Source organism: Comamonas sp. C11 (assembly GCF_024496285.1).
GTDB lineage: Bacteria > Pseudomonadota > Gammaproteobacteria > Burkholderiales > Burkholderiaceae_C > Comamonas > Comamonas testosteroni_F.
Map to the genome: position 1 here is coordinate 4108205 of NZ_CP101743.1, position 18119 is coordinate 4126323.

General features: G+C 61.7%; 16 protein-coding genes. 8 read left to right on the forward strand and 8 right to left on the reverse strand.

Annotation, left to right across the window (positions count from 1 at the left end):
- Window positions 1-109 precede the first annotated feature (109 nt).
- A complete protein-coding gene (locus tag NOX35_RS18800) occupies window positions 110-1267 on the reverse strand; it encodes a PA0069 family radical SAM protein (protein WP_256494320.1) in 1158 nt (385 codons plus the stop codon).
- Between the two features lie 354 nt (window positions 1268-1621).
- Here NOX35_RS18800 and rnk point away from each other — a divergent pair, with 354 nt between their 5' ends.
- Window positions 1622-2029, forward strand: coding sequence for a nucleoside diphosphate kinase regulator (gene rnk, locus NOX35_RS18805; protein WP_182283655.1), 408 nt, complete (start codon window positions 1622-1624; stop codon window positions 2027-2029).
- 61 nt (window positions 2030-2090) lie between these two features.
- Here the strand turns inward: rnk and NOX35_RS18810 are convergent, their stop codons facing one another.
- A complete protein-coding gene (locus NOX35_RS18810; protein WP_182283656.1) occupies window positions 2091-3263 on the reverse strand; it encodes an acyltransferase in 1173 nt (390 codons plus the stop codon).
- A gap of 250 nt (window positions 3264-3513) precedes the next feature.
- Between NOX35_RS18810 and NOX35_RS18815 the strand changes: the two genes are divergently transcribed.
- On the forward strand, window positions 3514-4098 hold the full coding sequence (locus NOX35_RS18815; RefSeq protein ID WP_034376636.1) for a GbsR/MarR family transcriptional regulator: 585 nt from the start codon (window positions 3514-3516) through the stop codon (window positions 4096-4098).
- 10 nt (window positions 4099-4108) lie between these two features.
- Here the strand turns inward: NOX35_RS18815 and NOX35_RS18820 are convergent, their stop codons facing one another.
- Window positions 4109-5182, reverse strand: coding sequence for a LacI family DNA-binding transcriptional regulator (locus tag NOX35_RS18820; RefSeq protein WP_182283657.1), 1074 nt, complete (start codon window positions 5180-5182; stop codon window positions 4109-4111).
- A gap of 183 nt (window positions 5183-5365) precedes the next feature.
- On the opposite strand from NOX35_RS18820, the gene NOX35_RS18825 reads away from it, so the two are divergent.
- From NOX35_RS18825 to eda, 6 genes are all read left to right on the forward strand, one after another.
- Window positions 5366-5902, forward strand: coding sequence for a gluconokinase (locus tag NOX35_RS18825; RefSeq protein WP_256494324.1), 537 nt, complete (start codon window positions 5366-5368; stop codon window positions 5900-5902).
- Window positions 5903-5922: 20 nt separating this feature from the next.
- On the forward strand, window positions 5923-6429 hold the full coding sequence (locus NOX35_RS18830; RefSeq protein WP_182283659.1) for a TRAP transporter small permease: 507 nt from the start codon (window positions 5923-5925) through the stop codon (window positions 6427-6429).
- A 10-nt stretch (window positions 6430-6439) separates the two neighbouring features.
- The gene (locus tag NOX35_RS18835; protein WP_182283660.1) at window positions 6440-7720 is read left to right on the forward strand and encodes a TRAP transporter large permease; all 1281 of its coding nucleotides are present in this window, start codon (window positions 6440-6442) and stop codon (window positions 7718-7720) included.
- A gap of 121 nt (window positions 7721-7841) precedes the next feature.
- A complete protein-coding gene (locus NOX35_RS18840) occupies window positions 7842-8849 on the forward strand; it encodes a TRAP transporter substrate-binding protein (RefSeq protein WP_087081605.1) in 1008 nt (335 codons plus the stop codon).
- A gap of 99 nt (window positions 8850-8948) precedes the next feature.
- A complete protein-coding gene (gene edd / locus NOX35_RS18845) occupies window positions 8949-10796 on the forward strand; it encodes a phosphogluconate dehydratase (RefSeq protein ID WP_256494325.1) in 1848 nt (615 codons plus the stop codon).
- Window positions 10781-11428: a bifunctional 4-hydroxy-2-oxoglutarate aldolase/2-dehydro-3-deoxy-phosphogluconate aldolase gene (gene eda, locus NOX35_RS18850; protein WP_182283662.1), complete on the forward strand. Its 648-nt coding sequence runs from the start codon at window positions 10781-10783 to the stop codon at window positions 11426-11428. Before edd ends, eda begins: the two co-directional genes overlap by 16 nt.
- Before the next feature lie 73 nt (window positions 11429-11501).
- Here eda and cydX read toward each other — a convergent pair whose 3' ends face one another.
- The 5 genes from cydX to cydD form a co-directional block, all read right to left on the reverse strand.
- Window positions 11502-11642 (reverse strand): cytochrome bd-I oxidase subunit CydX, encoded by a 141-nt coding sequence (cydX, locus tag NOX35_RS18855; protein WP_182283663.1) that lies wholly within the window; start codon window positions 11640-11642, stop codon window positions 11502-11504.
- Window positions 11643-11746: 104 nt separating this feature from the next.
- Window positions 11747-12901: a cytochrome d ubiquinol oxidase subunit II gene (gene cydB / locus NOX35_RS18860; protein WP_182283664.1), complete on the reverse strand. Its 1155-nt coding sequence runs from the start codon at window positions 12899-12901 to the stop codon at window positions 11747-11749.
- A 13-nt stretch (window positions 12902-12914) separates the two neighbouring features.
- Entirely contained in the window at window positions 12915-14504 is a 1590-nt protein-coding gene (locus NOX35_RS18865; RefSeq protein ID WP_003053058.1) for a cytochrome ubiquinol oxidase subunit I, read from the reverse strand.
- Window positions 14505-14535: 31 nt separating this feature from the next.
- Window positions 14536-16260, reverse strand: a complete 1725-nt coding sequence (locus tag NOX35_RS18870) for an amino acid ABC transporter ATP-binding/permease protein (RefSeq protein ID WP_256494326.1) — start codon at window positions 16258-16260, stop codon at window positions 14536-14538.
- On the reverse strand, window positions 16257-17990 hold the full coding sequence (gene cydD, locus NOX35_RS18875) for a thiol reductant ABC exporter subunit CydD (protein ID WP_256494327.1): 1734 nt from the start codon (window positions 17988-17990) through the stop codon (window positions 16257-16259). Before cydD ends, NOX35_RS18870 begins: the two co-directional genes overlap by 4 nt.
- Window positions 17991-18119 lie beyond the last annotated feature (129 nt).

An 18119-nucleotide genomic window follows, 5' to 3' on the forward strand; every position in this document is an offset into this window, starting at 1 on the left:
GGGCCAAAAGGCCTGGGTCACGCCAGATTCCGGCTTTTTGCAACTGGACAGCCACAGTTCGCTGCATCGACCCACTCCGAGTCGGCGCGCAACAGAACGAGACGAGACATCAGAAAAGACTTTGCTGCGGTGACAGCAAGGAATGATGGTACTGATCGCAGTCCAGATGCACGCGCTCACGGTTCAGCCCAAGCTTGCGGCAGGCCAGTGCAAAGCGTTGCGCCAGCATATCGGCCCAGGCGCCCGTTCCCTTCATGCGCTGGCCAAAGCGGCTGTCGTAGACCTTGCCGTCGGCTCTGCCCGCTTCGCTGATCCCATGCAGATCCCGCACCCGCTCCATCACGCGTTGGGCGCGCTCGGGATAATGCAGCGTCAGCCATTCATTGAACAGCGGAGCCACTTCCCACGGCAGACGCAGTACGGCATAAAAAGCCTGTCTTGCACCGGCCTCGCCGGCTGCGGCCAGCACCTGCTCCATATCGTCGTTCAGGAACGGAATCTGCGGTGCCAGGCTGACGCCGACGGGTATGCCTGCCTCGCTCAGGGTCCGAATCATGCGCAGCCGCCGATGCGGCGCGGCGGCGCGTGGTTCCAGCTGCCGGGCCAGCTCGGGCTGCAAGGTGGTCAGCGTCACATAGACGGCCACCAGATGCTGCTGTGCCAACGGCACCAGCAAATCAAGGTCTCGTTCAATACCACTGCCCTTGGTGACGATGGAAAACGGATGCCTGGCCTGCGCCAGAACCTCTATCACGCGGCGCGTCAACCCGACTTCGCGCTCCACAGGCTGGTAGCAGTCAGTGACCGAGCCGAGCATGATGGGGGCTGCCACATGACTGGACCGGGATAACTCGGCGCGCAGCACCTCGGGCAGGTTCCGCTTGGCAATCAGCCGGGTTTCGAAATCCAGCCCCGGCGAATAGCCCAGATAGCCATGCGTGGGCCGGGCATAGCAATAAATGCAGCCATGCTCGCACCCTCTGTATGGATTTAACCCCAGATGAAAAGGCAGATCGGGCGATTCGTGCCGGCTCAGGGCTGATTTAGCCCGCTCCCACTCCAGTTGGGTGCACCAGGTCTTGACCTCCTCATCCTCTTCGCTTCCTTCATCCTGCTCGGACTTTCCCCAGCCGTCATCGAAGCCCTGGCGCTGCTCCCGTGCAAACCGGTGCGTGATCTGGCTGGCAGCCCCTCGACCCTTGATGAGCTGCACCGGCACATCGGTCCGAATGGACTCCAGTCCAGAGGATGAGGAAAGTTTTTGCATAAGACAACTGTACATAAATACAGTTATTCGTTGCAAGAATTAGGCACTGACCATGGCTGCATTCCGGTCAATACGGCGAGAGTTGATTGAGTCAGATCTAGATAAAAAATGACTGTGCCCATTGTTTTATAGGCATAACACGCTCCATTAACTAGAGCAAGTTCAAAGTCAATCCGCACTCAGTGAGTGCGAGATGGCTTGGCAGTTTGCGATTCAGCGCAGACAATCCCTTCAATGCACCAAGTTGGTGCCTTTCACTGAATGCCTTGGCCCGGACAACACCGTTGCCCGGGCTTTTGTCCGTTTGCGCAACGCCAAAGCGCCAACCACACCATCTCGCAAGGGAGTTACTACATGGAGCGCAAGCCCAATATCACTCTGTCCTCCTTGGACCTGGATCGCATTGAATCGCTGCTGGAAAGGAACAATAGCCAGTTCCCCGGCCGTGATGCACTGGAGGCGGAGCTGGACCGTGCGGATGTACTCGACCCCGCAGAAATACCCGCCAACGTGGTGACGATGAACTCCACCGTGCGCTTCACCATTCTCGAGATCGCCAAGACCAATACACTGACACTGGTCTACCCCAAGGATATGGATGGCAGCGCCGACAAGGTTTCCATCTTTGCGCCGGTAGGCATCGCCCTGCTGGGCCTTTCAGTGGGCGATGAGTTCAAGATGCCCAGCCCTACCGGCCAGGTAACCGTGCGCGTGGATGCGATCGAGTTCCAGCCCGAAAGCGCGGGCGAGCTCCATCGCTGAACCGGCTCACCCAGCAAAAAAGCAGCTCACCGGAGCTGCTTTTTTGTTGCCTGGATCAGACTCAGCGCAAGCCGGCCAGCATGGTGGTCAGCAGACCCGCGCCGATCAGGCCTGCCTGCCAGCGCAGGGCCTGACTCCATGACGAAACATGACGCTCCACCAGTTGGTACAGCGCGTAGCCGGCTGTCAGTGAAAGCACAAAGGCCAGCGGAATGCCCAGCACGGCGGCTGTGACCGAACCGTGCCAGAAATGGTTGACCACTGCGTTGACCAGCAGGCAGATGGAAAAGTGAATCAGGAATACCGAGTAGGAAATCTCTCCCAGGCGACGCAGCGGCGCAAAACCCTGCCAGCGGGCAATGACCTCGGTACGCATGCAAACGATCAGCAGCATCGCGGTCACGCCGGCGAGAAAAATGCGGTCGCGCCACTCATGGACCAGCGCGCCGATGATCAGAGCAGCAATCAGCAGGCCCCAGCTCCAGGCCGTCAGGCGCTTGTCTGCCGCCACTGCCCAGAAGGCCATCATGCCGACGCCATAGGCGCCCATGAAATAAATCGCCCAGACATCAAGGTCTGCATCGAGATTGAAGCTCAGCAACGAAGCTGCCGTCCCCACAACCACCAGCCCCTGCATGCCAGTCACGGCCCAGGGCCACCAGCGCTTCATGGCCGTATCGCCCCAGCGCCTCAGCGCCCATTGCTGCAGCCAGCGCACGCCGGCCAGCAGCAGCACGGTCGCTGCGAACAACTGAAAGTCTATGGACACATACCAGACGCCAGCCGACAGTGACTCCTCGCCCACAATGCCCTGCAGCAGCAAAGCATGGGCCATGAGCTGCCATAGATCGGGGTCGGCAGACACGGACTCGTGGTCGAACCAGGGACGAATCGCCGCAGACACCACAATCGTCACCACCAGCGCCACGGCATAAGGCACGACCAGGCGCACAAAGCGCTTGCCGATCTTGGACCAGGGTGAATCAAACCGCGCCAGCCCCATGGGAGCCAGGCTGGCTGCAGCCAGAAAACCGCCGATCACCAGAAAGATCTGTACAGCCATGCGGGCGTACTCATAGAGCCAGTCAAGCAGGTCGGGCATGACGGGGTGAGCCACATCGGACATGGGACCGTAAAAGGCCAGGTGATGCCAGACGATGGCTGCACAAGCCAGACCCTTGGTGCAGTCGATCAGGGCACTGCGGGAATGAGAGGAAATAGAACTTTGAACCATCAGATCACGGCCGCCTGCAGCCCATGGACTGACCGGCGGCAGGGTGAGTTTGCCCGGCAACAGGCAACGTAAAAAAGCCGACTTAAAACAGGATGGCAATTTTGCGCCGATTCCCAACAATTTGCTGACAGCGTTGCAAGTTTTACGAAACATATCTGCGCAGGCTTCTTGCGCCAAGCATGAAAAAAACAGAGCGATTGCACTCCGGCTTGATTTCCCTGCCCCACTGGAAACCCCGGGCAAAGGCACAATGGAGGCCATGACGCAAGCCAAACCACTGTCGGAGCTGAGCCGACAATTTGTTTCGCATTTCGGCGAGATGGGCAGCCGCTGGGGCATCAATCGCACCGTCGGGCAAATCTATGCCCTGCTGTTCATTTCGCCCGAGCCGCTGAACGCAGACCAGATTGCCGACACGCTGGAATTCTCGCGCTCCAATGTGAGCATGGGGCTCAAGGAGCTGCAGGCCTGGCGGCTGGTTCAGCTGCGTCACCAGCCCGGCGACCGGCGCGAATACTTCCAGGCACCCGAGGATGTCTGGGAAATCTTCAAGCGACTGGCCGAAGAGCGCCGCCGCCGCGAGATCGAACCCACGCAATCCATGCTGCGTGCTGCCATGATGGAAGAAGCCAGCACCGACGAAGAACGCTATGCCCAACAGCGCATGCGCGATATGCACGAGCTCATCGACAAGCTGATGAGCTGGTTTGACGATGTACAGCGTCTGTCGCCAGAGACCGCCATGCAGCTCATGGGTATGGGCTCGGCCGTGACGCGACTGCTGGACCTGAAGGACAAGATTACCGGGCGAGGCAAGTCAGGCACGGAAGCCTGACGCCGACAACTCAGGTGCTGGCCCTGGGCACCAGCCTGAAGCCCAGATCCACACTGGCCTCTCTGACGGTGTCCCCGGCCAGCAATTGCAGCAACATGCTGGCAGCTTTTCTGCCCACTTCATCCCTGGGGGTATGGATGGTGGTCAGAGGCGGCACCATCTGATCACTGCCAGGCAGGTCGTTGAACCCGGCGATCGCCACCTGCTGCGGCACCTTGACCCCCATGCGATTGGCCTCCAGCAATGCGCCTTGTGCAATGTCGTCATTGCAGAAAAAGATGGCATCCACCGTAGTCTGCGCCTTGAGAAGTGTCTCAAACTGCCTTGCACCCAGCGCCAGCGATGAGCGCTCGGGATTGAGAATCTCCAGGCTCTGGTCATACAGGCCGGCCTGTTTGAGCACCTGCCGATAACCTTCCAGACGCTGCATGACACGCGCGTCGAGCTGGGCTCCGCAAAATGCGATACGTCTGTATCCCTTGTCCAGCAGATGGCGGGTCATTTCAGCGCCAGCTGCAATCTGAGAGAAACCCACGCTGTAGCAATCGGGGCCCGTGCCGGGCTCGCGCAACTCCATGAGATGCACGCGAGGCACGGGATTGGCGGCCAACAATTTCCTCGACTCTTCGCTGTGGTCGAACCCGGTCAGCAACAGGCCAGCAGGCCGCATGGGCAGATAGGCCCGCAGCAACTGCTCTTCTTCCACCGGGTCGTAGTGGGTCACGCCGATCAGCATGTGATAGCCCTGGGCAAACAGCACCTTGTGCACAGCCTCCAGGACCTCCACGAACAAGGTGTTCGATAGCATGGGCACCAGTACCAGCACCTGTGTGCTTTTTTGCGAGGCCAGTGCACGCGCTGCCAGATCGGGCACATAACCCAGAGAGGCAGCAACCTCACGCACTTTGTCGACCAGGGCAGCAGCCACTCTGCGCTCTCCGCGCAAGGCTCGGGAGACCGTCATCGGACTCACGCCCGCAGCCTGTGCCACATCGCTGAGGGTGACTCGCCCGCTGGCACGAGATCGCCTTGAAGAAGCGCTGTCTGCCGGGGTTTCACTCTTGGTACGGGTCTCGGGAGGCAAGGGAATCTCCTAATCAGATGACTGAGGTTTTTTGAGTATGATAGCGCTATCCAGACTTGAAATGAAGTCTGTGGAAGCAGCTTGATGGAAGCACTGACTTGCCTTCAGACCAAGGTCTGAAGCCAATCGCAGAAAGCAGCAGGCTGCTCATTTTTTAACCATACCGGATAGCGCTATCCAAAAATGAATCAAAGCAAGATCCAGCCTCAGGGCTCCATGTCGGCACTCGTCGTCATGGGAGTTTCCGGCTGCGGCAAATCGAGCGCGGGAGAAGCCATCGCCCGACAACTGGGGTGGACCCTGGTGGAAGGAGACAGCTACCACTCCCCCCAGAGCGTGGCCAAGATGCAGGCCGGCATTGCCCTGACGGATGCCGACCGCGAAGGCTGGCTGGAACGCCTGGCGCAGCGACTGGCACAGGCAGATGCCGAACACGGCCTGGTGCTGACCTGCTCGGCGCTCAAGCGCAAGTACCGCGACCAGTTGCGCAGTGCCCAGCAACTGGGTTTTGTGTTTCTCGACCTCGACTACGCCACGGCCCTGGAACGGGTCCAGACCCGACCCGGGCATTTCTTCTCGCCCGACCTGGTGGCCAATCAGTTCACGACGCTGGAAGACCCGCGTCAGGAGCCTGATGTCCTGACCGTCAGCGCCACCATGAATCTCAACGATATCGCGCTTGCGGCCCGGCAATGGGCAAGGCGCGAATCCCACGCATAAAAGACAGCAGGAGACAGCCAATGTCTGAAGATCGCAAAGAGGCACAGGGCCGCAAGCCATGGCTCAAGCGCCTGGCCGAAGGCCTGATGGTGCTGGCCCTGGCCGGCATGGTGGTTGCCGTTTTCGTCAACGTGGTACTGCGCTACGTTTTCCACACCAGCATCGTCTCCTATGAGGAGATCTCGCGCCTGCTGTTTGTGTGGCTGGTGGCCATCGGCGCCATCGTGGCGGCTTTCGAAGGCGCCCACCTGGGCTTCGACATGGTGACATCGCGGGTCGGCCCGATCACCCGCAAAGTCCTGTTCTGGGTCTCGCAACTGCTGATCGGCGCCTGCATGGCCCTGCTGCTATGGGGCTCCTGGGAGCAGGTCGTTGCCGGCTGGAGCAGCTACAGCACCGTGCTGGGCTATCCCCTGGCTCTGGGCGCAGCGGCGACGCTGGTGCTGGCCATAGGCATGCTGCTGGTCGTGGTGCGCGACATGCTGCGCGGCACCCCGGCCGAATCTTCTGAAACCAGCGTGGAGTAAGGAGAGCACCATGATCGTTACCCTGATTTTTCTCGCCGTGCTGATCGGCGGCATGGTGATCGGCATGCCGATTGCCCATGCACTGATACTCACCGGCGTCGCCCTGATGTGGCACCTGGACTTTTTCGACACCCAGCTGCTCGCACAGAATCTGCAAGCCGGGTTCGACAACTTCCCGCTGCTGGCCGTGCCCTTCTTCATCCTCGCGGGTGAGCTGATGAATGCGGGCGGCCTGTCGCGCCGCATCATCGATCTGGCCCGCGCCTTTGTCGGTCATATTCCGGGCGGCCTGGGTTATGTGGCCATCGGTGCGGCCGTGCTGCTGGCCTCGATGAGCGGATCGGCCATTGCCGACACTGCCGCGCTGGCCACCATCCTGCTGCCGATGATGCGCGACCAGAAGTATCCCGACAGCTACAGCGCCGGCCTGCTGGCTTCGGGCGGCATCATCGCCCCCATCATTCCGCCTTCGATGCCGTTCGTGATCTACGGCGTCACCACCAACACCTCCATCAGCAAGCTGTTTCTCTCAGGCGTCGTGCCCGGCCTGTTCATGGGCAGCTTTCTGATTGCCGCCTGGTGGTTCATTGCGCGCAAATACCAGCTGACCTCGGGTGAGCGCGTGAGCTGGGGCCAGCGCCTCAAGGCACTGGCCAAGAGCTTCTGGGCCATGATGATGCCGGTCATCATCCTGGGCGGCCTCAAGGGTGGCGTTTTCACGCCGACCGAAGCCGCCGTGGTGGCCGCGGTCTACGCGCTGTTTGTCTCCATGGTGGTCTACAGGGAGATGAGCTGGAGCAGGCTCTACGAAGTCTTCCTGGGCGCATCCAAAACCACCGCCGTGGTGATGTTCCTTTGCGGCGCAGCCACCGTGACCGCCTACATGATCACGCTCGCCGACCTGCCCAATATGCTGGCCGACAGCTTCTCGGGCCTGCTGGATCAGCCCATGCTCTTCATGGCCGTGATGATGCTTTTCCTGCTCGTGGTCGGTACCGCCATGGATCTGACCCCGACCATTCTGATCTTCGGTCCGGTCTGCGCGCCGCTGGCCGTCAAGGCCGGCATCGATCCCGTGTACTTCGGCTTCATGTTCATCTATGTGGGCTGTATCGGCCTGATCACCCCCCCGGTGGGCACGGTACAGAACGTGGTGGCCGGGGTAGGCAGGCTGCGCATGGAAACCGTGATCAAGGGCACCAATCCCTTCCTCATGGTCTATGTGCTGCTGGCCGTGCTCTTCGTGATCTTCCCGCAGTTGGTCACGGGCCCGCTCAAATGGATGCACTGAGAACGGCGTGCCATCCATGAAAACTCTTAAGTTCACAGCATGGTGCGCACTGCAATCAAGCGCATCACGGCAGTTCCAATTTCATCAAAGGGCCCTGGCCCAATCAAGCAAGGAGACGGGTATGCGTATCAAATTTGCAGTCGCGGGCCTCACGGCAATGTTGCTGGCCGCAGGTGCCGTTCAGGCACAGGACTTCAAGCCCCGCCTGGTGCGGTTTGGCTATGGTCTGGTGGAGGACTCCAACCAGGGACGTGCCGTGCGCATGTTCGCCAAGGAAGTGGAAAAGGCCAGTGGCGGCAAGATGAAAGTCCGCGCCATCGGCAATGCCTCCCTGGGCTCGGACACGCAGATGCAGCAGGCCCTGATCGGCGGCGCCCAGGAAATGATGGTCGGCTCCACCGCCACGCTGGTGGGCCTGTCGCCCGAGATGGCGATCTGGGACACTCCATTTCTGTTTGCCAACACCAAGGAGGCCGATGCCGTGCTGGACGGCCCCGTGGGAGAGAAGGTCAAGGCCACTCTGGAGCCCAAGGGCATGGTCGGTCTGGTCTATTGGGAAAACGGCTTTCGCAATCTGACCAACAACAAGCGCCCCATCACCAAGCTGGAAGATCTGCAGGACGTGAAGCTGCGCGTGATGCAGAACAACGTCTTCCTGGACAGCTTCAAGACCCTGGGCGCCAATGCCGTTCCCCTGCCCTTCTCCGAGCTGTTCACGGCGCTGGAAACCAAGGCCGTTGACGGTCAGGAAAACCCCTTCAACACGGTGCTGTCGAGCAAGTTCTATGAAGTGCAGAAGTACCTGACCGTCTCCAACCATGTCTACAGCCCCTGGATCGTGACGGTCAGCAAGAAGTGGTGGGACACGCTGAGCCCTGCCGAGAAGAAGGTGCTGCAGGATGCGGCAATCAAGAGCCGTGAATTCGAGCGCAAGGACACGCGCGAAGAAGCCGCCAAGGCCCTGGCCGAGATCAAGACCAAGGGCATGCAGGTCAACGAACTGCCAGCCGCCGAAGCAGGCCGCATGCGCGACAAGCTCGGCACCGTCAATGCCGGCATTGCCAAGTCCGTGGGTCAAGGCACCTGGGATTCTGTGCAGAACGCCGTCAAGCAAGCCCGCGCCAAATAAGCGCGCAACCATGGAGCCATGCCCCGGGCATGGCTCTCACTCATTCCAAGACAATGCCTGCACCCCAAGCACAGGCACTGCTGCCCAAGGACTTTCATCATGGCACTTCACCCCGTTCTGGACCAGGTGACGCGGCGCATCCAGGAGCGCAGCCGCGCCAGCCGCTCCGACTACCTGGCACAGGTCGATGCCATGGCCGCGCGCCCTCCACAAGTACGCACCATGGGCTGCGCCAATGTGGCCCATGCCTTTGCGGCTCTGCCCGGTACGGACAAGATCCGCATCGTTGAGGAAAAAGGCCCCAATGTCGGCATCGTCACGGCCTATAACGATGTGCTCTCCGCCCATGCGCCGTTTGCGCATTACCCCGATATTCTGAAGGACGAGGCCAGACGCAACGGCGCAACGGCCCAGGTCGCCGGCGGTGTACCCGCCATGTGCGACGGAGTGACCCAGGGCATGCCCGGCATGGAGCTGAGCCTGTTCAGCCGCGACACGATTGCCATGTCCACCGCCGTGGCTCTCACGCACGACACTTTCGATGCGGCCCTGATGCTGGGCGTCTGCGACAAGATCGTTCCTGGCCTGCTCATCGGCGCCCTGCATTTCGGCCACCTGCCCATGGTGTTCGTGCCTGCAGGCCCCATGACTTCGGGCCTGTCCAACAGCGACAAGGCCAAGGTGCGCGAGCAGGCGGCCCAGGGCCTGGTCGGCCGGCAGGAGCTGCTGGCCGCAGAAAACGCGGCCTACCACGACCAGGGCACCTGCACCTTCTACGGCACGGCCAACAGCAATCAGATGCTGCTGGAAGCCATGGGCTTGCATGTTCCCGGCACAGCCTTCATCAACCCCGCCGACGCGGAGCGCGAACTGCTTACACGCGAAGCCATGCGTACCGTGCTGTCCATCACCCGGGGCCGTCGCTTTGCCCCCATAGGGCATGTCGTGGACGAGCGCTGCATCGTCAACGCCATGGTGGCCCTGCTGGCCACCGGCGGCTCCACCAATCACCTGATCCACTGGGTCGCCGTGGCCCGAGCTGCCGGCATCGTCATCGACTGGGATGACTTCGAGCAGCTGTCTGCGGTAGTTCCCCTGCTGGCCCGCGTCTACCCCAATGGCAGCGCCGATGTGAATCAGTTCCAGGCCGCAGGCGGCCCCGGCTACGTGATCGCCCAGTTGCTTCAGGCCGGACTCATGCATGGCGACGTGCTCACGGTGAGGCCCGAGGGACTGACGGCCTTCGGGCGCCTCCCCCATGTCGAAAACCATCAACTGCAATGGCGAGATGCGGGCAGCTCCGGCGATGAAGCCGTGCTGCGCCCTGTCAGCCATCCCTTCAGCCTTACGGGTGGCTTGAAACTACTCAAAGGCAATCTTGGCCGCAGTGTCATCAAGATCAGCGCCGTACCTGAGGATCGCCACGCATTGCGGGCACCGGCATGGGTCTTTGATTCGCAGGATGAATTGCAGGCGGCCTTCAGATCCGGTGCGCTGGAGCAGGCCTGCCAGACCAATGGCTTCAATGGTGTCGTCTGTGTGGTGCGCTGGCAGGGACCGCAGGCCAATGGCATGCCCGAGCTGCACAAGCTCACCCCTCCGCTGGCCGTTCTGCAAGGCAAGGGCTATGTCGTGGCCCTGGTCACCGACGGCCGCATGAGCGGCGCATCGGGCAAGGTTCCGGCCGCCATTCATGTCAGTCCCGAAGCACTGGCCGGCGGCCCGCTGGCCAAGGTGCAAAGCGGCGACATCATCGTGCTCGATGCCCCCACCGGCCTGCTGCAGGCCGAGCTGACGGATGCCGAATGGGAAACCAGGCCGCTGGCCATCATGCCGACCGCGCTGCAACAAGCCAATCACCGCGGCCTGGGCCGTGAACTGTTTGCCGGATTCCGGCGCAATGCGCTGAGCGCAGAGGAAGGAGCTTGCACATGGCTGCTCAAATGACCGCCTTGTCCATCATGCAGGATGCACCGGTGATTCCGGTCATCGTGCTGCACAAAGCAGAGCATGCAGTGCCCATGGCCGAAGCACTGCTGGCAGGCGGCATCAGGGTTCTGGAGGTCACGCTGCGCACGCCTCAGGGCCTGGCCTGCATAGAGGCCATCGCCAGGCAGCTGCCCGAAGCCATCGTCGGTGCGGGCACCGTGCGCAATGCGGCCGATGCCGCAGCGGCGGCCCGGGCCGGCGCCAGGTTTGCCGTCAGCCCCGGCTACACCGGCAAGCTGGGCCAGGCCTGCCGCGATCTGAACCTGCCGCTGCTGCCCGGCGTCGCAACCAGCAGCGAAATCATGATGGCTCAGGAAGATGGTTTTACCGAGCTCAAGTTCTTCCCCGCCGTGCAGTCGGGCGGCATCCAGATGCTCAAGGCCTGGCAAGGTCCGTTCGGAGAGCTGCGTTTTTGTCCCACTGGCGGCATTTCGCCCAGCAACGCGGCGGAGTTTCTGGCGCTGTCCAATGTGGTCTGCGTGGGCGGCTCCTGGCTGGTCCCCGCCAGTGCCGTGGAGAGTGGCAACTGGTCACTCATCACCGAACTGGCCCAGGCCACGCAGGCGCTGAGAAGCCCCCGAACGGCCTGAGCAGGCCAAGGCCTGATTCATAAAAAAAGCCCGGTCAACTCAAGCTGACCGGGCTTTTTCACGTCTTGGCGACTCAGGCGTCCGGCAGCGAATTGGTTCGCTCCAGAAGCTTGCGGCGCGTTGCCTCGTCATCCATCAGTTCGAACCAGATCGCATTGAGCACGGCAAAGGCTGCTGCCAGCGGCAGACCCAGCAACCAGGCGAAATACCACATAAGTTTCCTTTCATTCGGCCCATCCAACGCATGGGCCAACAATATTCGAACTGCCCCTCGCACAGACTGAAGATCGCAGCATGGCGTCTGAGGGGCGTCCCATCTCAATACGAGTGGCCCTGGCCGGTCACGATGGCTTTCACGTCCACCTTGCCTCGCAGCACCGAGTACACCCAGCTGGTGTAGGCCAGGATCAAGGGCAGGAAGATCAGCACGCAAACCAGCATGATGAAGAGCACGACATGGCTGGAGGACGAGTCCCAGACCGTCAGACTGAAGCGCGGATCGATGCTGGAGGGCAGGATCATGGGGAACATGGCTGCACCCACGGTCAGGATGATTCCGGCAATCGCCAGGCCGCTTGCCAGCAGTGCCAGCCACTCGCGACGGCTGCGCAAGCCGGCAGCCACGATCAGCGGCATGAGCAGGCCGATACCAGGCACCAGCCAGAGCAAGGGATAGGACTTGAAGTTGGCCATCCATGCACCGGCCGCCACGGCTGCAGTCTTGTTCAAGGGGTTGGAGGGACCGACGGGGTTGATCTCGCTGGTAATCACATAGCCGTTGATGCCCGTAGCCAGCCACAGGCCGGCAGCCGCAAACAGCAAGGTGGTCAGCACGGCAAACAGGCTGCCATAGCGGACCGCGCGGCTCGCGACTTCGCCATCGGTCTTGAACATCAGCCAGGCCGCACCATGCATGAGCAGCATGGACAGCGAGACCAGACCACACAGCAGTGCAAAAGGCGTGAGCAGACCAAAGAAACTGCCATCGTAGTAAATGCGCATATCGTCACCCAGACGAAATGGCACGCCGAGAATCACATTGCCCACGGCCACCCCGAACAGCAGTGCAGGCACCAGACCCGTGATGCACAGCACCCAGTCCCAGCGGTTGCGCCAGGCCGCATCTTCATGTTTGCTGCGGAACTTGAACGCCACGGGACGCAGGATCAGGGGTACCAGCACGGCAAACATGGCCAGGTAGAAGCCCGAAAAGGACACGGCATAGAGCTGAGGCCAGGCCGCAAAGATGGCGCCGCCACCCAGAATCAGCCACACCTGATTGCCTTCCCACACGGGTCCGACGGAGTTGATGGCCGTGCGGCGCTCGACATCGGTCTTGGCCGTAGCGCGCAACAGGCCCATGGCGCCGAGGTCGAAGCCATCGGTGACGGCAAAGCCCACCAGCAGCACGCCAAGCAGCAGCCACCAGATGAGGCGCAGCACGTCATATGAAATCAGTTCATGCAAGATCATTTGATTGCTCCTCTCAGCTTTGGCCGCGTGCCAGCTTCTTGATCATGGGTTCGTAGAGGCTGAGGTGGGGTTCGCTCTCATGCTCGGGGCCCTTCTTGATGGCCTTGACCATCAGCTTGAGCTCGATAACCAGCAGCACGGTATAGATCAGCACGAAACCGGCAATGGTCAGCAACAACGTCTTCGCGCCCAGATTGGAAACCGCCATGGCCGTGGGCAGCACGCCCTCGATGATCCAGGGCTGGCGACCCAGCTCGGCCACCACCCAGCCGCATTCGGCGGCAATCCAGGGCAGCGGAATCGAGAACACTGCGACCTTGAGCAGCCAGGGGTAGGCATCCAGTCTGTGGCGTGCAGCCAGCCAGAAGAAGGTGCCGGTCAGCACGATGAAGAACATGCCCAGAGCCACCATGATGCGGAAGGTCCAGAACAGCGGCCCCACAGGCGGCACGGTATCCATTGCCGCCTGGTGGATCTGCGCTTCGGTCGCCTTGCGCGGGTCATCCACATAGCGCATCAGCAGCAGGGCATAGCCAAGATTGGCGCCATTGTTCTCAAAGCGCAGGCGTGCCTCGGCAGGAATCTCGGCATCGGTCCTGGCCTTGCGAATGGTCTGCAACGCATCATAGGCGTCGATACCGTTGCGGATATTGCCCTCGGCGCTCTTGACCAGTTCGTTGATGCCGGGAATTTGGGTGTCCAGCGAACGCGTGCCGATCAGACCCATGACCCACGGGATGTGCACGGCAAAGTGGGTCTCGCGGGCCTCGCGATCGGGGAAACCAAAGGCCGTGAAGGAAGCCGGTGCGGGCTCGGTCTCCCACATGGCTTCGATCGACGCCAGCTTCATTTTCTGATGTTCGGATGACAGATAGCCGGATTCGTCACCCAGCACGACCACCGACAGCGAAGCCGCCAGACCAAAGGACGCGGCCACCGTCATCGAGCGCTTGGCCAGATGGATGTGACGACCCTTGAGCAGATACCACGCCGAAATGCCCAGTACGAACAGGGAGGCCATGACGTAGCCCGCCGACACCGTGTGCACAAACTTGGCCTGCGCCACGGGATTGGTGAGCACGGCAAAGAAGTCATTCACTTCCATGCGCATGGTCTGGGGGTTGAAAGTCGCCCCCACGGGGTTTTGCATCCAGCCATTGGCGACCAGAATCCATAGTGCCGAAAAGTTGGTGCCTATGGCCATCAGGCATGTGACGATAAGGTGCTTGACCTTGGAGAGGCGATCCCAGCCAAAGAAGAACAGGCCGACAAAGGTCGCTTCCAGGAAGAAGGCCATCAAACCCTCGATCGCCAGTGGCGCACCGAAGATGTCGCCCACATAGTGGCTGTAGTAGCTCCAGTTCATGCCGAACTGGAACTCCATCACCACGCCGGTTGCCACACCCATGGCGAAGTTGATGCCGAACAGCACGCCCCAGAACTTGGTCATGTCGCGCCAGATGGCACGGCCGGTCATCACATACACCGTCTCCATGATGGCGACGAGTATGGACAGGCCCAGTGTCAGCGGCACAAACAGAAAGTGGTAAAGCGCCGTTATCGCAAACTGCAGTCGCGATAAATCGACGATATCGAGGTCCATGGTCAGGTCCTTTCTCTCGGTACTTCAAAAATCAATCGGAAAAACATATGGACTGCGGTGCCACAGCACTCAGCGCATCGGGCCGCAGCCTTGCCATCAGCTGCTCGAACTCAGGGGTCCCGCGCAGGGCCTGCGCTTTCACCTGTCCTGCCTGCAGATACACAATGCGATCGGCAAGGCTCGCCTCACGCTGCCAATGCGTGGCAAAAATCAGCGTTCGCGCGCCGCTCTCAGCTGCCTGCTCCAACCGCTTCAGCACATCGGCAGCAGTGACGGCATCCAGCCCCTCGGTCACCTCATCGAGCAGCCAGCAACGGTCGGGGCTCAGCAGCAGCCTGGCCAGTGCCAGCCGGCGCGACTGGCCTCCGGACAGACCCAGGCCGCCTTCACCCAGCATGGTGTCAAGCCCCTGTGGCAGGGCCATGACGTCGCTTCTGAGACCCGCAGCCTGCAGGACGCCCCACAGTTGCTCATCGTCGGCCTTGGCATCGGCAAGCCTCAGGTTGTTGCGCAGGCTGTCCTGAAAAAGCTCGGTTCGCTGTGTCATCCAGCTGCAGCTGCGGGCCTGAACCACACCTTCGTCCGGCTGCAGCTCACCCGCCATCAAATGCAGCAAGCTGGTCTTGCCTGCACCGCTGCTGCCGATCAGCGCCACGCGCTCGCCCTGGCGCACATTCAGGTCTATCGGCCCCAATTGACGAAGCCGGACAGCCTGCAGGCTGACGACCAGCTTCTGCATGGGCTGCTGCAGGCTCTCTGCCGCTTCGACCTTGGCCGCCAGCGGCGGAGCCAGCCTGCGCAGCGCCAGCCAGGTACGCCCGGCCTGCTCTGCCCCTCTGCGCAGAGCGGCAAAAGGCTCCATTGCCGACAGTGCCAGCAAAATACCCAGCGCAGCAACCGGCGCGTCGATGCGGCCCTGCTCCATCAACCAGGCCATCAGCAGCACGGATGCGCTCAAGGTAACGGCAGACACCGCACCATAAGCCAGGGCAGCGGCCGCTTCGGATTGATAAAGCCGCTCATCAGCCAGGGCGCTGCGCGCATCACTGTGCAGCACCTGTTGCACCTGGGCAGGCAACTGGCCCGCCATCAGCAGCTCGGTCTGGCCGGCAACCAGATCCACGGTCTGGGCACGCATGGCCTCCAGTGCCATGGCACGGCGTACGACAGCCTTGCGGCTGCGCAGACCATGCCACAGGGCAATACCCCAGCCGGTTGACAACAGCCATGCCAGGGCCAAAAAGCCCAGCCACCAGCGCATGAATCCGTAGGCCAGAGCCGCCAGCAAGGCCGCGCCCAGCGCCGCTACGGCCGGCACCAGCAGGCGCAGATAAAGATTGTCCAGGGCATCCACATCGGAGGTCAGACGCTGCAACAGCCTTGCCGGGCGCTGCAGCAGCAGGCGGGCAGCCTGCGGTCGAGCCCAGCTCAGGAACAGTCTCTGGCGCAAAGCGGCCAGCACGGCCAGCGTGGCATCGTGGGTCACCAGGCGCTCGGCATAGCGGGCACCGGTGCGGCCCACAGCCAGCAGGCGAATGCCGGCCGACGGCACGAACACATCGAACACCAGGGCCGTAGCAGGCACCAACCCGGCCAGGGCCGTGGCCGTGATGAACCAGCCCGACAAGCCCAGCAATGCCATGCCCATCAGCACCGTGAGCGCAGCCAGGGCAGCACCGCCCAGCCAGAGATTGTGCGGTGCCATCTGGCCCAGCAGCTTCAGCATTTCGCGCATTGAGATGTCCCGTGTCTTCATACCTGCTGCTCCTCTTGCCGTAGCAGCAGTGGCAGCTCGATCACGCGATCCATGGCAGCGGCCAGTTGTGCATCGTGGGTCGCGACCAGCATGGTGCGGCCCCTGGCCAGATGGCGCAAGGACTGCGTGATCTGGGCCGCTGTCTCGGGATCCAGATGAGCGGTAGGTTCATCGACCAGCAGCAGTCCGGCCTGTGTCTGCGCGGCCATGCGCGCCAGGGCCAAACGTACCACCTCGCCACCGGAGAGGCCTGCGCCGCCCTCACCAAGGCTTGCACCGGGACGATGCGCCAAGGTCTCGTCGAGTGCCGCCTGCTGCGTGGCTTCGGCAATCTGTTCGGGTCCTACAGCGCAGCGCCCCAGCGCGATGTTGCGCGCGGCCGAGCCGGCAAAGACATGGGGCAACTGACCCAGCCAGGCCATGCGCTGGCGCAGCTGTATTGCGCTGCGGGCATCAAGCGCTCGCCGATCGACTTCGATACGACCTTGCTGAACCGGCAAAAGGCCCGCAATCTGAGCCAGCAGTACGGATTTTCCGCTGCCACTGGGACTCCACAGCGCCACATGTTCGCCGGCCTGTATGTGCAAAGACAGTGGCGCAAGGCTGGAGTCACTGCCTGGTGCCTGAACCTTGAGTTCCGAAACGCTTACGGACACAGGCCGGCCAGGCGAGGAATGATCATTTTCCGGGAGTGCTGGTTCAGCAGCATGCTGTGCACCAACGATCTGCACAGACTGGGCCTGCATGCTCTGCAAGTTCTGCAGCGCTGCCTCGCCGGCGGCTCTGTCATGCCAGACGGCCGAGAGATCGCGCAAAGGCTCGAAAAATGCCGGTGCCAGCAGCAGCACGAACATGCCCTGACCCAGGCCGAGCTTGTCGCCCCAGGCTCCGAAATTCAGCGTGCCCAGCAGGTGAAAGCCTATATAGACGGCCACCATGGCCACGCCCAGCGCCGAGAAAAGCTCAAGCACCGCAGAAGACAGAAAGGCAATGCGCAGCACGCGCATGGTGCGGGCGCGCAGATCTTCGGCATGCTCACGCAGCCGCTGGCCTGTCAGTTCCAGGGCATGCAGAGCACGCAGTGTGCTCAGACCGCGCAGGCGGTCCAGCAAAAACGCATTCATGTGGCCCAGCTGCAGCATCTGCTCTTCGCTGGCCGCCTTGGCACGCCAGCCCACGATCGCCATGAAGAGTGGAATCAGCGGCGCGGCAACCATCAAAATCAGAGCCGCTACCCATGACTGCAAGGCCACGGCAGCCAGAATCACCAGAGGCAGCACACGCACACGCCACATCGCACTCTGGTAGCGCGCCAGCCACGGAACAATGGCCTCGGCCTGCTCGGCCATGGCGCTGGCGGCCTGACCCGAGGCAGGGCGGCTTTTGTCCAGCGGCGATGTCTGGGCCAGCGACTGCGCCACCTGGGCACGCAAGCTGCTGAGCTGTGCGCGCGCTGCACGATTGGCCAGCATGCCGCCATGGCCTTCTGCCCAGGCTCGCAGCAAGCCCAGCAGCAACACGCCAGCCGCCATGGGCCAGACGGCCGCCATGCCCTGACCGTTGGCCATGAGCTGTACAGCCCAGGCCAGCAAGGCTGCCTGCGGCAGCCATATCAGTCCGGCAAGCACCTGCCACACAGCTCCCGCGCTGGGGCGACGGATGACGCTCGCCAACTCGGCATGTGCTGTATCGACCTGATTGTCGGTGGAGGAAGAAGGGGTGTGCTGCATTTCTCAATTTTCAGTATTTACTGAAATTAACGGAATACTACTCTTCTTTTGACAATCATCATGACTTGATATGCAAAAGCCAATTGCAGGACCAGGCCTACATTGATACGCATCAACTCCGAAGCGATT

Excerpts from the sequence above, each read along its gene's own strand:
- NOX35_RS18800 (WP_256494320.1), bottom strand. The coding sequence starts at position 1,267 with ATGCAAAAACTTTCCTCATCCTCTGGACTGGAGTCCATTCGGACCGAT.
- rnk (WP_182283655.1), top strand. The coding sequence starts at position 1,622 with ATGGAGCGCAAGCCCAATATCACTCTGTCCTCCTTGGACCTGGATCGC.
- NOX35_RS18810 (WP_182283656.1), bottom strand. The coding sequence starts at position 3,263 with ATGGTTCAAAGTTCTATTTCCTCTCATTCCCGCAGTGCCCTGATCGAC.
- NOX35_RS18815 (WP_034376636.1), top strand. The coding sequence starts at position 3,514 with ATGGAGGCCATGACGCAAGCCAAACCACTGTCGGAGCTGAGCCGACAA.
- NOX35_RS18825 (WP_256494324.1), top strand. The coding sequence starts at position 5,366 with ATGAATCAAAGCAAGATCCAGCCTCAGGGCTCCATGTCGGCACTCGTC.
- NOX35_RS18830 (WP_182283659.1), top strand. The coding sequence starts at position 5,923 with ATGTCTGAAGATCGCAAAGAGGCACAGGGCCGCAAGCCATGGCTCAAG.
- NOX35_RS18835 (WP_182283660.1), top strand. The coding sequence starts at position 6,440 with ATGATCGTTACCCTGATTTTTCTCGCCGTGCTGATCGGCGGCATGGTG.
- NOX35_RS18840 (WP_087081605.1), top strand. The coding sequence starts at position 7,842 with ATGCGTATCAAATTTGCAGTCGCGGGCCTCACGGCAATGTTGCTGGCC.
- edd (WP_256494325.1), top strand. The coding sequence starts at position 8,949 with ATGGCACTTCACCCCGTTCTGGACCAGGTGACGCGGCGCATCCAGGAG.
- eda (WP_182283662.1), top strand. The coding sequence starts at position 10,781 with ATGGCTGCTCAAATGACCGCCTTGTCCATCATGCAGGATGCACCGGTG.
- cydX (WP_182283663.1), bottom strand. The coding sequence starts at position 11,642 with ATGTGGTATTTCGCCTGGTTGCTGGGTCTGCCGCTGGCAGCAGCCTTT.
- cydB (WP_182283664.1), bottom strand. The coding sequence starts at position 12,901 with ATGATCTTGCATGAACTGATTTCATATGACGTGCTGCGCCTCATCTGG.
- NOX35_RS18865 (WP_003053058.1), bottom strand. The coding sequence starts at position 14,504 with ATGGACCTCGATATCGTCGATTTATCGCGACTGCAGTTTGCGATAACG.
- NOX35_RS18870 (WP_256494326.1), bottom strand. The coding sequence starts at position 16,260 with ATGAAGACACGGGACATCTCAATGCGCGAAATGCTGAAGCTGCTGGGC.
- cydD (WP_256494327.1), bottom strand. The coding sequence starts at position 17,990 with ATGCAGCACACCCCTTCTTCCTCCACCGACAATCAGGTCGATACAGCA.